The 13,174-nt window shown below is 61.9% G+C and carries 11 protein-coding genes; 4 read left to right on the top strand and 7 right to left on the bottom strand.

Annotated features, from left to right (window positions below; all coding sequences use genetic code 11):
* Window positions 1–45: 45 nt before the first annotated feature.
* Window positions 46–1,503 (bottom strand): ABC transporter substrate-binding protein, encoded by a 1,458-nt coding sequence (locus tag ACFUOZ_RS06725; protein WP_377546027.1) that lies wholly within the window; start codon window positions 1,501–1,503, stop codon window positions 46–48.
* Between the two features lie 58 nt (window positions 1,504–1,561).
* Here ACFUOZ_RS06725 and ACFUOZ_RS06720 point away from each other — a divergent pair, with 58 nt between their 5' ends.
* From ACFUOZ_RS06720 to ACFUOZ_RS06705, 4 genes are all read left to right on the top strand, one after another.
* Window positions 1,562–2,590: a LacI family DNA-binding transcriptional regulator gene (locus tag ACFUOZ_RS06720; protein ID WP_377546023.1), complete on the top strand. Its 1,029-nt coding sequence runs from the start codon at window positions 1,562–1,564 to the stop codon at window positions 2,588–2,590.
* A gap of 85 nt (window positions 2,591–2,675) precedes the next feature.
* Entirely contained in the window at window positions 2,676–2,897 is a 222-nt protein-coding gene (locus tag ACFUOZ_RS06715) for a hypothetical protein (protein WP_377546021.1), read from the top strand.
* 78 nt (window positions 2,898–2,975) lie between these two features.
* Window positions 2,976–3,506 carry a hypothetical protein gene (locus ACFUOZ_RS06710; RefSeq protein ID WP_377546019.1) on the top strand — a complete coding sequence of 177 codons (531 nt, stop codon included), beginning with the start codon at window positions 2,976–2,978 and terminating at the stop codon, window positions 3,504–3,506.
* A gap of 146 nt (window positions 3,507–3,652) precedes the next feature.
* Window positions 3,653–4,888 (top strand): MinD/ParA family protein, encoded by a 1,236-nt coding sequence (locus ACFUOZ_RS06705; protein WP_377546017.1) that lies wholly within the window; start codon window positions 3,653–3,655, stop codon window positions 4,886–4,888.
* Window positions 4,889–4,900: 12 nt separating this feature from the next.
* Here the strand turns inward: ACFUOZ_RS06705 and ACFUOZ_RS06700 are convergent, their stop codons facing one another.
* The 6 genes from ACFUOZ_RS06700 to ACFUOZ_RS06675 form a co-directional block, all read right to left on the bottom strand.
* On the bottom strand, window positions 4,901–5,782 hold the full coding sequence (locus ACFUOZ_RS06700) for a DUF6177 family protein (protein WP_377546015.1): 882 nt from the start codon (window positions 5,780–5,782) through the stop codon (window positions 4,901–4,903).
* Window positions 5,770–6,171 (bottom strand): hypothetical protein, encoded by a 402-nt coding sequence (locus tag ACFUOZ_RS06695; protein ID WP_377546013.1) that lies wholly within the window; start codon window positions 6,169–6,171, stop codon window positions 5,770–5,772. Before ACFUOZ_RS06695 ends, ACFUOZ_RS06700 begins: the two co-directional genes overlap by 13 nt.
* Window positions 6,140–10,099, bottom strand: coding sequence for a type VII secretion protein EccCa (gene eccCa / locus ACFUOZ_RS06690; RefSeq protein WP_377546011.1), 3,960 nt, complete (start codon window positions 10,097–10,099; stop codon window positions 6,140–6,142). The genes ACFUOZ_RS06695 and eccCa overlap by 32 nt, the downstream gene beginning before the upstream one ends.
* Window positions 10,100–10,105: 6 nt before the next feature.
* A complete protein-coding gene (locus tag ACFUOZ_RS06685; protein WP_377546009.1) occupies window positions 10,106–11,050 on the bottom strand; it encodes a hypothetical protein in 945 nt (314 codons plus the stop codon).
* A 67-nt stretch (window positions 11,051–11,117) separates the two neighbouring features.
* Window positions 11,118–12,470 (bottom strand): type VII secretion integral membrane protein EccD, encoded by a 1,353-nt coding sequence (eccD, locus tag ACFUOZ_RS06680; protein ID WP_377546007.1) that lies wholly within the window; start codon window positions 12,468–12,470, stop codon window positions 11,118–11,120.
* Window positions 12,467–12,730: a hypothetical protein gene (locus ACFUOZ_RS06675; RefSeq protein ID WP_377546005.1), complete on the bottom strand. Its 264-nt coding sequence runs from the start codon at window positions 12,728–12,730 to the stop codon at window positions 12,467–12,469. Before ACFUOZ_RS06675 ends, eccD begins: the two co-directional genes overlap by 4 nt.
* Window positions 12,731–13,174: the final 444 nt, after the last annotated feature.

The raw sequence follows: 13,174 nt of genomic DNA, 5'->3' as shown, positions 1-13,174 counted from the left end.
CCGCCCGGGCCACAGGTGACCCGGGCGCCCACTAGGTTTACGCGGTTAATTCCAACCGGGCAGATTGAGCTGCTTGGCCTGCTTCTTGACGTCCTCGTCATAGAGGGCAGCTCCATCCTTCGCGGAGCGAATACCCGAACCGACTTCGACGGTGATCTGCTCGAGGGCTGGGCCCTTCACCGGGGAGAGGAACTCCAAGGCCGGGCTGTTCTTGGATTCATCGGCAAAGAACGGGAGCATGTCCTTGACTGCGTCGGGGACATCCGCAGGAAGCTCACAGCTCTTCACCAAGTAGGGTCCTTGGGCGCCGACTGCTGAAGTCTGCGCATCACACCCCGCCTTGCTGGCAATGAACTCCTGAAGCTTCTTGGCTTCTTCGAGGTTCTTCGTGGATTTAGGGATGTACGTGGCGTCGGGCATCCAGACCGTTAGTTTGTTTTTTGATGCATCATCACCCGGAAGCGGAAAGAGTCCCAACTCGTTCAGCTTGTCCGGAAAGGTTAACTTGATGTTGGACAAGGCGAAGGTCAGGATCGGGTACTGGGCACCCTCACCATTGATGAGCTTCGCCTGCGCCTGCTCAAATGTTGTGGACGCGAAGTCCTCGTTGAAAAGGCCGGCCTTTCCAGCCTCCTCGAGATGCTGAAAACCCTTGACTGCTGCTGTACTGGTAGCATATTTGGCCTTATTGGCGGTGTAATCAGCAGCGAAGTTCGGTTCGGCGGCCATAACATTGGCAAAGTCTCCCAACACGAACAGCTGCGAAGTCCAAGTGGTCTGGTAGGACTGGATGATCGGCGCGATTCCGGCGTCTTTGATCTTCCTGCTGTTGTCCATGAATTCAGCCCAAGTCTTAGGGACGGACAGGCCCAGCTTTTCGTAAACCTTCTTGTTGTACAGGACACCTCCCGCCATACCACTGCCGAAGGGTACGCCGTACATTTCGCTGCCTGAAGTCACCACTGGCTTGAATGAATCCGAAACTTCACTGACATACGACTCGCCCGTGATGGGCTGCAGGTTCTGTTCAGGTCCAATCTGCTGTAGGAGCGAACCTGTGTTGTAGTTGAAAACATCGGCCATGTCGCCTGTGGAAAGCCGCGTCTTAATGATGTTGTCACCTTCGGCGCCCCCAGGCCGAGTTTCGACCTCGACTTTGATTCCCGGATTTGCAGCCATAAATTCCTCAGCGACTTTGTCCGCGGACGCGACACTGTTTTCCGTGTTGCCGACAAGCCAAGTGATTGTTTTGACGCCTTCGCGGTCGTTACTACTCCCGCCGCCGGAACACCCAGCTAGCGCCAGGGCAAGAATGCTGACGCCTCCAGCCACAGCCGCCCAACGCCGACAATAGGATCCTGCCATCTTTACCTCCTTGTAAAGCCACAGACATCCGCCTATGGAACGTTTCAAACGCCGATCAAAGTCAATTATGCGACTTCGAAGGGGTTGTGTAGATCGGTCTACGTTAAACACTGTAAGGGATGTCACAGCCGATGCCAAGGGGTTTGTGTAGATCAATCTACAATGGCAAGGGGCAAGCATCGAAAAGGGGCTGGAGATGGCGGAGCCGAACAGGCGCGCAACCATAAGTGACGTTGCAAAGCATGCCGGAGTATCGAGAGCTGCTGTGTCGAAAGTTCTACGGGATGCCTACGGCGTAAGCCCGGCCATGAGGTCAAAGGTGGAGAAGTCTATTGAAGTCCTCAACTACCGCCCGCTGGCTCTAGCGCGGGGCATGCGCGGCAGCAGTTACACAATCGGGGTTTTTTTAGTCGACCTGTCCAACACGTTTTACTCGCTGCTTCTGGACGGCGTCCGGGATGTAGTAGAGCAACCCGGGTACCAAGTGCTTATCGGACAAGCACGTCACGGGCTGGAAGCTCAGAGAAAACTCATAGAAGCGATGCTGGACCGACGCATGGACGGGCTGTTGCTAATCGCGCCCTTCGGACCAAATAAAGAGTTGGAGGAGCTCGGCAAGATAATGCCAGTTGTAGTTCTTGGCAGGCATGGCCCGGCGGATTCATACGACACAGTTGCGAGCGACGACATCGCCGGCAGTGCCCTGATCGTCGAGCACCTCGCTTCACTCGGCCATCAGCGCATCTCGTTCATGGGCAGCACGCTGTCGGATAACGAACCGAGTATGCCCCAGACAGTCCGCGCTCTCGGCTATGACCTGGCAATGGAACGGCACGGTCTTGCGGAGTGGATCGACCACATCCCTGGATTATGGGCGACGGCGGGCGGCGCCGAGGCTGGCCGGACCATTGCCGAACGAAGCATCGCTGAGCGACCCACGGCACTTCACGGTGGCGCCGACATCGCCGCACTGGGAGCCTACACCAGCCTGCTTGAAGCGGGGATCACGGTCCCCGGCGACATGTCGATCGTCGGCTACGACAACATTCCAGTGTCAGCGCTTCCACCCATCGGTCTAAGTACCGTTGATCAGTCAGGTGTCGAAATGGGCCGGCAAGCTGCGGAGTTGCTTCTCTCCCGAATTGAGGGCCGCACAGGGTCGGAACACGTCCTCCTGCCACCAAAGTTGATCATCCGGAAGACCTCAGCGCCGCCACGCCCCTAGCTCTGGACAGTTGCACAGCCACTCCCGGAGTCCGTATGCGATTGTCCATTTCGGCGGACGACGGGTTGTGTCAGGATCAGGGATCATGAGCTTCCCTCTCTTCCACGATCCCATTCAGGGCACCGTCACTGTTGACGCCCAGCCCGTGCGTGATCCCCAACTTCACCGCCCCTCCCGCACCGCCACGCAGGCGCCACGGCCGTCAACCCACGGGACAAGGACGACCCGGAGCGCACGCCAGCGCGAAGTAGCAAAGGTTGCCGATGACCTCCGAGCACTGATGGCCAGGACCGCCGGAGGGCGGTAACCAGGCACCAGCGCTCGGCTGCGGCGGTTCGGAAGGTAGTATCCAGACAAATAGTCTATTTGTTGGGGGAACCGAGCCGTGGGCTTGAACATGTGGTACCTGGTGAACTTATCCGCTTCTGCGCTGGAAGCGCAGAACGCCGTGCCTCGGCTGAGGGCCTGGCTCGAAACAACAGGTTGGGCCGGCGCCGAACGGGAGCCCGACTGGGTTGAGGGCCTGTGCCTTACACCTGGTCCACGACCGCTCGAACACGGGCACGCGCTGCCCACCAGTAACCTCACACTCATTCATGGCCGTGACAGCTACTCCATGGGGGAAAACTTCGGCCCACCACCCTGCCCGGTGTGCCGGGAGGTTTTGGACGAGGACATCCTCTTTGAGGCCTACAGCGACTGGTCCGACAACGATTGGACGCTTGAGATGCAACCGTATGTCTCCTGCGATTCGTGCGGCGAAGAGAGGCCTGTCCTTGATTTCGCCGATGAAAACTCCCGCATGGCGCATGGTGACCTGGCGATTGCCCTTTATGAGTGGGATCACCAAGACCTTTTCGCGGCTGTCCAAGAGAACTTTCCCGGGCATTGGCGCGCGATTTGTAGTCACACCTAGTCCTAAGCGACATAAGCAGGCCACGTCACCACCGAGCAGGACGTACCTGCGAAGGGCACGTGACATGACCGGCGCCCCTCCCCCGGCTAGTATCACTGGTTGGAGAGCGTCACTAGATGCACAGCGGAATATCGAAGGGTACAACGATGGAACTGGGGGCCACACGCGTCGAAGTGTTCGCCGACGGCAGGGTAACTGTAGGCGGGGAAGCCATCTCTCCGCCTGACGGAATGGATCCCTATTCCGCGGCAATCGCTGTTCTTGCGGATTACGCCAAGTCGTCCGGGGCACCAGTGCTTGCGAACGCGATCGACCACGTCAAGGGGCAGGAGGGCCGGTTCCACGTGCACCCGGACGGGCGCGCTGAAGCCGTGACCGGTTTCCCGGGCACCGCAGACTCACCGGCCGCGGAAGCATCCAGGGCTCCAGAAGCTCCGACCGCTGCAACCACCGCCTACGGTTCCTCACATCTGGAGACGCAGTTTGTCAGGCCGGACAAGCCCCGGCCCACCACTGGCTTCAGGGGCGCCCTGTACTCGGCAACTGGTGGCCTAGTGAACCTCGGCCCGAGCGCCAAGGACCAGGACGAGGCCGAGCTGGAACGCAGGATCGCCCGCCCGCTCTCGGGAAGTTTCAACACTGCCATCCTCAGCCTCAAGGGTGGCATCGGAAAGACATCCACCACGGTGGGCGTGGGCATGATCCTCGCCCAGTACCGCGGTGACCACCCGTGCGCGATTGATGCGAACCCTGACAGCGGCGACTTGGCAGAGCGTGCCCTGGGCGAAATGCTCTATCAAAAGGTCAAGCCGCGCACCATCACGGACATCGTCCGCGACATCGACCAGATCACGTCCTTGACCATGCTCACGGACTACATGCATCATGCCAACCGGCTGCACCTTGTGGCTGGCGAGCAGGATCCCGCTTTGTCCGATGCCTTGACGGCCGCTGAATACTTGAAGATCAAGAAGTTGGTGTCCCAGTACTATTCAGTGACTCTCACCGACTGCGGGACCGGCGTGTCCCACCCAGCCATGGCCGGCGTGCTCCCGGAGGCCACCAACCTGGTCATCGCCTCCGGCTATGCAGTGAGCGGCGCCAAGCGCGCCCGCAATACCCTGCAATGGCTGGCCGATCATGGGTACGAGAACCTCGCCAGGAACGCCATTGTGGTGGTTACGGACAAAGACCAGGTGTCCAGCCGCGTGAACAAACGGGCCATTGAGGAACACTTGGCCGGATTCTGCCGCCAGCTCATCACGGTGCCGCACGACCGTGGCGTCGCAGACGGGGACCGCATCTCGCTGGACAAAATCACAGGGGGAACGCGCCGGGCCTACAAGGAGATCGCGGCCGCGATCGTTGACGGCTACGTTTAGGACCGCAGTGGGCTAGCCAGAGCTGGCCGGACCCAAGGCCCGATGCTGCAGTCGGCGGGCCTTTCCGCCGTCCCAGGAGGATGACTCCGGGTACCGGATAGCCAAATGCTGGAACGGCGAGGTTCCGAGGATTTCGGTCTCAGCACCGCCATGCCCATTTGCCTTGCCTTGATGGAGCGCCGGCCCGAGCACCAGCAGTTGCGGCACCCTGAATCCGTCTCCGCCCACAGGGATGCTGAGCCCTGCGGCGCCGAAATGAAGGTCGATTCCGAACTCCTGTGCGTTGGCATCCACTGCCGCCGCTTCCAGACGCGCCCGCCCGGCATGAGACGTACCGGGGTGTGCCGCCACCAACACATCAAAGGACTCCACCACACCGGCTTCACTCCGGTAGGCGGACAGGACTCCGGCAAATCCGTTGCCCGACAGAAGTCCGATTGCCAAGGGCATCTTTCCACGTAGCCCGGCGGTCAGCAGCTCCGGATTCCAAGGCTCTTGCAAGGGCTCCGTATGACCCATGAATTCCGGAGTGCATCCGGCTGCTGCCAACATCCCGGAGGTAAAGGCACCCAGCACCAAGTCGCTGGCGGCAGCGTGCAACACACTGCCATAGATCACGACGGCGGGGCTCGGCCGGGGCGCGCCACTCGCCCCAAAGGCATCGAGCATCGCGCCATCGGGTCCTTCCACAACCCAAGGGAGTCCTGCGGCCTTGAGGAAGGCCACCAAGGGGTAGCTCGCGATCGCATCGGCGGGCGTCTGCAATGCCAGGATGCCTTCCCCCGCCGTTTCAAGTGCGGCTTGCTGCAAGTCCCTGCGCAGCGTCGCGCTCAGCCAGGGGCGCCCGACGGGAGTCATTACGGGGACCAAGGGCAGGGAGGTCATGATCCCCATTCCGCGTTGATGACCTCATTGGACTGCGGATCAATGAGGACTCCCTTGGTGCCGATCACCGTAATCATGAGGAAAGCCCGAACGGCTTCGGCAGTGTCCTTGTCATAAGGGCAATTGACCTCGGAAACCCAGCCGTCACCACCGATCTGCTGGGCCACCTCTTCACCAAAAATCCGGCGAACCTCCGCGTTCGGGATCTTCAAGGGCGCGCTGATCAGTCCCAGACCCTCCCCGGCGAGGTTAACGATCAGATCCCCGGTGGCTTCAACAGCGGTCAGTTGGAACTTGTTCTCGAATTCCGCGCACGCGTAGTCGAAACGGCCTTCCCGCGGATCCTGGTCACAAATCAAGTGAAAGTCATAGCTCATGGGTTGCAACCTCGTAGTCATAGTGGAAAGTCTGAACGGTCACCGGTGGCCGGCTTGTACGCAGAATCCGGGCCCGCCCGGTAGGTAGCGGGACGGGCCTCTCACCATTGGCTATCACTCCTTCCGAGCGGTCCCCCGAGAACATGACCACAGGGGCGCCGGCGGCCCGCAGGCTGGCAATGAATGGGTCGTGCATCATCATGCCGCTGCCCGTTGTCCGGCTGGTGACCACGGCGAAAAGGCCGATGTCGGCACCGGAGGGGAGATAGCTTGCCAACGCACGCAGCGGCTGGTTGCCAGTGGCGGCGAGAATGTCGTAGTCATCCACCAGCAGAACTACTCGCGGAGTGCGGACCGGCGCGCTGCTGCCATCGCCCAAACGCTCCTGGGCTTGGCCGGCAACGAATTCCGCCAGCTGTGCCGCCCGCTGTCCGTTCGCGGCATACTCACCCAAGTACGCCTCCGGAATGAAATCCTGCAACTGTTGTCGCGGGTCGAACACAGCAAAGGCCAACTCCCCCGGTGCATGGGAAGCCATCAACTGCGAGGCAGCTGTCCGCAACAGGTTGGTCCGGCCGGTTTCGGGATCTCCAAGGATCACCGCTCCCCTGTCCACGCCGAAAAGATCAAGGTTCTCCACGCCGGCGTCCTGCTCCCGTACCCCCAGTGCAATGCTGCCGGGCGGAGTTACGTGGCCTTCCGGGAGCCGCGCCAGGCCGGGCAGTACGCGCACAGGAGGCGCACTGATGGTGGCGTACTTCTGGAGGACCGCGGCCAGCTCCGAGAGTTCCTGCCCTGTGTTGTCACGGTCGGGGTCCGCAGCCAAGGACGGAAGGGAAAAGTGTCCGATCGTCTTGTCCATGGTCAGGGCCCGGCCCGGCCTGTTGGCGCCCAGTGTGGTGGCGAGTCGCCGATCAAGGGAGTCGGCAGGATCCGCTATATGCAGCTCGATCCTGGTTCCCAGCAGCGACTGCCTCGACATCCTTACCTCGGACCAGTTCCGCATGCTGACGATCACGTGGACGCCCAAGGTGCTGCCGCGGGTCATGACATCGTGTACTGCCTCTTCCAGTTCAGGAAATTCCGAGGTCAGGCTTCCGAAGCCGTCGATGAAAAGGAAGGCGTCCGTGCAAGCCAAACCGTCCAGCCCACCCCTGGCACGCAAAGCGCGCATCGCTTGGAGCGAGTCCAGTTTGTGGTGATCGAACTCGGCTTGTCGGTCATTCAAGAGGCCTTGGACTTCTTCGATGGTCCGTCGGAGCAACTCCCGGTTGCCGCGACCCGCAACACCGCTGCAGTGCGGGAGCGCCGACAGGCCGGCGAGCGAATTCCCGAGCAGGTCCACCGCGTAGATGTTGACGTCCTCCACCCTGTGGCTCAGGGCCAGCGACGCCGCGATGGTCCGCATCGCCGTCGACTTCCCGCTTTGTGGTGCACCAATGATCGCAAGGTTGCCGCCCCGGGCTGTTAGGTCAAGGTGCCATGGCCTCTGCCATTGCCGGGCGGGGTCGTCCAGGATTCCGACGGCGGGGCTCAAGTACCGCGGTTGGGCGAGCCTGGGGCCGCTTGAGGTGAGGTCCAAAGAGGCACCCGTCCCGGCCAGCGAGACGGCCTCGGGCAACGGCGGGAGCCACACCGGTTGCGTCAGCCGCGGCTGCGCGGCGGTGAAACCCACGACGGCGGACAGAATGGTTGCGCTGTTTGCCTGGTCCTGGGAGCGTGTAGCTTCGACGCCGGTGCCACTCGCCGGGAGCTGGTCAGGCAGCACAGTGTCCGTTTGCTCAGAGAGGCTGAATGGCCGCACCGGGACGGCCTCCGCAACGGCAGGGACGGCGTCGTCATCCTGCGAAGGCAGGGCCCCGGAAACGTAAGCTGCCCGGAACCTTTTGAAAACGGTGGTGTCCACTTTGAGGATGCCGTGCCCGGGAGTGCTGGGCAGGTGGTAGGCATCGGGGACGTCGATGATGCTCCGGCTTTCGCTTTCCGAATTAGTGTGGAGGGCTATCCGGTAGGCGAGGTAGGTGTCCAGTCCACGGAGCATGCCTTGCTCCACTTTCTGGGAGGCCAGCAGCAGATGGATGCCGATGGAACGGCCGATCCTGCCGATGGACAGCAGCAGGTCGATGAAATCCGCACGGGCAGTGAGCAGCTCACCGAATTCGTCGATGCAGACAAAGAGGTAGGGCAACGGTTCTGCGAGCGCAGGGTTGTCCGGGTTCCTGCGGCGGGCGTTGCGGTAATCGTTGATGTGTGCGAAGTCGCCACCGTTTTTCAGCAGCTCCTGGCGCCGCTTAACCTCCCCGGCCAGGCTGGAATAGATCCTGTCCACCAGGCTGGCGTCGCTGACCAGGTTCGTGACGAGACCGGCCACATGGGGCGCGTCCTCGAAGGGAGCAAACGTTGCACCGCCTTTGTAATCCACCAGGACCATATTGAGATCCTCTGGCGAGTGGGTGGCGATCAGGGAAAGAACGATCGTCCGCAGCAACTCGGACTTGCCTGATCCCGTTGCTCCGACGCAGAGGCCGTGCGGTCCCATGCCTTGCTGGGCGGGTTCTTTCAGGTCGAGGTGGACAGGTGTTCCGTCTTCATCTTCTCCGATGGCCACCCGGAGGAAATCGGGCCCTCGTTGGCTCTTCCACAGCTCAAGCATGGCCTCGGCCGTGTAGTCGGAGAGGCCCAGTGCTTCGGCGTAGCTGCGCGAGGACTTGTGCTCTCCAAATTCGTGGGACAGCTCCGACAAACGCAGCGGGGCCAACGCCCTGGCTACAGATTCAGCAATTACCGCGGACACGTGGTCCGCCACGCCATGGGTGACCTGTCCGGTGGCTGTTGCTTCCATGGTCAATGCCTCCGGGGAGACCATCAGGCGGAGGTCAACCCGCTCCGGCTCGTGCTGCTGCTCTGCCAAGACATGGATACGGGTCACAGCGAGCTTGGACAATGGAAGGTCCGCAGGAACGCCCGGCATATTGCCGGCGTTCCTGCCCGGCAGGTCGGAGATGACGATGAGACGGGGAAGGGCGTCTGCCGGGACTTGTTGAAAGTTCCGGGCAGCACTGCTCAGGGCCGTCAACCTGGTTCCCAGGGAACTTTCCAACAGCGCAGCCAGTTGGGCCGGGGACCCCGCCCTGCGCAGGGTTGCCCTGTCCTGGAGATGGGGCAACCATTTAGTCCATTCCCATTCCTCCAGCTCAGGGTCGTCCACAACAATCGCCAGTTCAACGTCCTCGGGTGATTGTGCCGAGGCCAGCTGGCAGACCAGGCTGCGGCACACCATCAGAGCAGTCTCCCGGTCCCCCACAATGGAGACGTCCGACACCGCGGCCAGCGGCAGAGTCAACGGCATGTCCGGGTTGGTGCCGAAACGCTGGCGAAGCTGTTCGGCTTCGGAGAGCATGAAGGCGTCCGGTTGCTCCACGGCATCACCGCTGTCCTGCACCATGATGGGCCTGCGGGGAACGCTGCCGGTACCAAAGCGCGTCATGAGGAAGTCCGGGCTGGTCCGGCGTCGCTCCCAGAGCCGGTGTGGATCATTCACTACCCGCTGTACAAGGCGATCGACGGGCGGGTGGGCGGCGTTTGCCGCGGCTCGGGCCAGGTGCTCTTCTGCCTCGAAATCCGCACGGCGGCGCCGAAGGTAGTCCATGTACAAACGGCGCTTGGTTGCCCTTTGCCGTGTGGCCTTGCCGCGCTGGGAGAACATGAGCACCACCGACGCCAGGACAGTGGCAACCATCATGATCGCCCCAATGCCCGCCAAGGATGATCCACGGAAGAGCATCATGACGGTCACCGACGTTGCAGCACCCAACATCGGCACCAAAGCGAGCAGGTTCATCCCGCCCGCTCCCCCGGCCAGCTGGGGCGGCGCATCCAACTGCGCGGCCTCAGGAATCCTCTCGGGAAGGGTAGTCCGGGCAGGACGATGAACGATTCTTGTTGTCATATTCGCCTATGCCCTGTTGGCGGCCATCAGGGCCTTGCCTGTTAGTTCGGTGGCGGCGATCCGGGAACGGAAGCCGAGCCGCTTCAGTTGCAGCGTGCCGCCACTGGCCAGATGCCGGTCAAAGGGAAGCGCATCATCGGCAGTTCCCTGGTCATGGTTCTGCCGGGAACGGACCACGGCCGGGACCTGCTGTACATCCGGGAACTCTTTGGCCAGGGAATCCCGGATGGAGGCGGCCTTGCTTGCCTCGGGATTGCCTGGAGGCGAAACCAGCACCACTGCGTGGGCAGTAGCCAGCAACGCAGCCGCGTGACGTGACAAGGGCGAGCTCCCGCCGTCGACAACCGTCACCGACATGAAACGCGACAAGGTCGACGAAACATCTGTCCACTCCTGCAAGGCAATGGGTGCATCGGCCAGGGCGGGTACGTCGGAGCGACCGGTGGCGAAGACCTGGTTTCCACAGGCAGCGGCATTGCTTACGGCGTCGGGCAAGATACGGACGGGCTGGGTGCGGAACTGCTGCATCAGCGCAGTCAGCGGCGCGGAGCGCGCCGCCCCCAGGTACTGCAAGAGGCTTCCGTAGTGGTCGGTCGTGTCCACGGCAATAACCGGTTCCTGCCGGATACTGCCCAGCAATCGGGCAAGCAAAGCCGCCACGGTGGTGGTTCCGGCTCCCCCTGCCGTTCCGAGAACCACGATGCGCCGGCCGGTAGTAATGGGAGCTTCAACCGCTGAACTCGCACGGATCAGGCGCTCGGACAGCGCGCCGGAAGTCACGGCGTCTGTCACCTCAAACCGGAGCCGCTCCCACCAGGTGTCGCCGCTTTTCCGTACTGGACCAGCTGGCGCCGCTGGGGGCTGCGGGGCAGAAGGATTCGACGGCGGCAGCAGCGGCGCATTGGCGCCCATCCCCGGGAAGCCGCGGGCCGGCGTCGTGCTTGTTCTCATCCCGACAGTTTCCTGACGTGGCGAGTCAGCCAACGATTCGCCGAGGGGGAAACCGGAGCGCGGTTGTTCAGCCAAAAGTTTGTCCTAGTTGTGTGTAGGCACCGGAGAGTCCCAGAACCAGCGGAATGGTGGCGAGGACGCACATGAGTTCGATGCGCGCTGCAATGACACGGAGCCGGGCAGCGGCCTGATCGCGAACCTTAAGGACCGCGGCAAGGAGCACCAGTCCAGCCAGGACTGCAGCGACAATGAAGAGCAGCGGCTGCTTGGTGGCCAAAGCAAAGACCTGGATTGCGCCCCAACATCCGCCGGCGGCGGCGATATAAAGGCCGGCACGTTGCGCAGCCAGGGGCAGCGCCAGGCCGCGGAAGGTCAAGGCACCCAGCAGCGCAACCGACAACAGGACGGCCCAGGTGGGCCGGTCCTTCGCAGTTGCAACAACCACGACGGCGACGCCGGCAACGGCCGCTGCGGTCAAGGTCCAGCCAGTTAAGGTGGCGTGAGCGGCGTGGATGGCGTCCAGGGTTGTGCTGCGGGTGATCCGTTTGCCCTGGCGTTGGTCGTCGTCCAGCCCGCTCAGGCCGGTGAGTACGGTCGCCAGACGGGGCGCGACTCCAAGCGCGAAAATGGCCGCGATAGCCGTGATGCCTGCCGCCAGCGGTTGATCCCTGGTACTGAAGCCCAGCACCGCCCACAGACCTCCCAAGGTCAGGAGCAAACCCCCGCTTGCGAGGAACGGCACATATTTTCCTGTGGCCACAGCTGAGGCAGCCAAGGCCGCGACCAATGCGGCCGATAGGAGCAGCGCGCCCGTGGCGAACGGAGCCACGAGGAAACTCGTTGACGCGGCCGTCGCCAAGCCTGCAAACAACAGTGCCAGACCCGCCGGGACGGATCGTATGCGGCCTGTCAGGGCACCGGCGATCATCAGGCCGGCGGCGATCGCAATGCCGATCAGGGCGGCACTCTTGTTTCCTGTTCCCCGCAGAACCATCACGAAGGAGGAACCCGCAGCGGCCATCAGCAGTCCAGCAACAGTGGACAGACCTACAGTCCTCAATGGTCCGGTCCACAATGCGGGGAGGTGTTCGGTTGATTCCGCAGCGAAGGACGGAACATCGTACACATCCGGGGCGGCCGGAACATCGCGTTCCTCGCGCAGGTACAGCATGGAACCGTCGGAGACGTCAGCCTCACGGAGCGTCGTGGCACTCTCCAAGGTGACACCCAAACTGGTGGTCAGCACGTAGGAAGTGAGCAGTACCGTGCCCGTGCTGCTGGCTGGTCCGGCGTCGCTGTCCTCATTCATCAGGTCCAGGATCTGCGGCATCAACCAGGCGATGGGTTCATCGGACGGGAGCCGTACATCGAGGTGGCGGTGGGCCGCAATGACCGTGACCCGGCTTAAGGCCGTGCTCATAGGGTTCCTTTGGAGAGAGATACTGATGCAGTCGGCACTGTTTGTTTGGCCGCCTGTTCGCTGAGCAGATGCTGGACAAAGCTGAAACCCACACAGATCGCGGCGATGAGCGCGGCAATGAGCAGCGACTGCATCAACCTCGTCGTCGCCGTCGCGTAAGTACGCTCCTGCAGGTTCCGTCCAAAAAGGACGGAATCATCGAGCCTATGCTTCCTGACCCGCGCAGACTCAAGCAGGCGGGAATCGTAATCTTCAGCCAAGTGGCCTCCCCAATCAGGCTCCTGTACGGCGTCATCGTGGCACCAACCCTAATCCACGGCACCGACTAAATACCGTCCAGACCCTAGCATCCGATTGGACGGGAAGGATTTTAGAGGTTGCTGCGTGCACTTAGTTGGGAGGGTGCGTGTGGTCGGTATTGTCTCGCAAACACCTAGGTGGTGGCTGGTGAGCACTCATTTTGGGGGTTTTTTGGGGGTTTCACCACCTAGATTGGGCCTTTTCAGCACCTAGTTTGGCTGTACCGCCACCTAGTGTCGGTGCTGTGGGGCATGCTTGGTTGCGGTCGCACAGCTCGCCGGACCACCCGGCGTGTGACCGACCCGTCACAAAAGATTCAACAGCTTGTTAGTGCATCGACTGGACTTAATAAACGGTTTTCAGGATGCTGTTAAGGTGCTCCGGCACCGCCGACCGATGATCAA

This window comes from Paenarthrobacter sp. NPDC057355 (assembly GCF_042667405.1).
In the GTDB taxonomy this organism is placed as follows: Bacteria; Actinomycetota; Actinomycetes; order Actinomycetales; family Micrococcaceae; genus Arthrobacter.
Note: the sequence above shows the minus strand (reverse complement) of the source record. Positions and strands in the feature narration are given on the sequence as shown.

Bases quoted from the DNA above. Each gene is read 5' to 3' on its own strand.
- ACFUOZ_RS06700 (WP_377546015.1), bottom strand. From the start codon at position 5,782: ATGGGGATCATGACCTCCCTGCCCTTGGTCCCCGTAATGACTCCCGTC.
- ACFUOZ_RS06685 (WP_377546009.1), bottom strand. From the start codon at position 11,050: ATGAGAACAAGCACGACGCCGGCCCGCGGCTTCCCGGGGATGGGCGCC.
- ACFUOZ_RS06720 (WP_377546023.1), top strand. From the start codon at position 1,562: ATGGCGGAGCCGAACAGGCGCGCAACCATAAGTGACGTTGCAAAGCAT.
- eccCa (WP_377546011.1), bottom strand. From the start codon at position 10,099: ATGACAACAAGAATCGTTCATCGTCCTGCCCGGACTACCCTTCCCGAG.
- ACFUOZ_RS06715 (WP_377546021.1), top strand. From the start codon at position 2,676: ATGAGCTTCCCTCTCTTCCACGATCCCATTCAGGGCACCGTCACTGTT.
- ACFUOZ_RS06695 (WP_377546013.1), bottom strand. From the start codon at position 6,171: ATGACTACGAGGTTGCAACCCATGAGCTATGACTTTCACTTGATTTGT.
- ACFUOZ_RS06705 (WP_377546017.1), top strand. From the start codon at position 3,653: ATGGAACTGGGGGCCACACGCGTCGAAGTGTTCGCCGACGGCAGGGTA.
- eccD (WP_377546007.1), bottom strand. From the start codon at position 12,470: ATGAGCACGGCCTTAAGCCGGGTCACGGTCATTGCGGCCCACCGCCAC.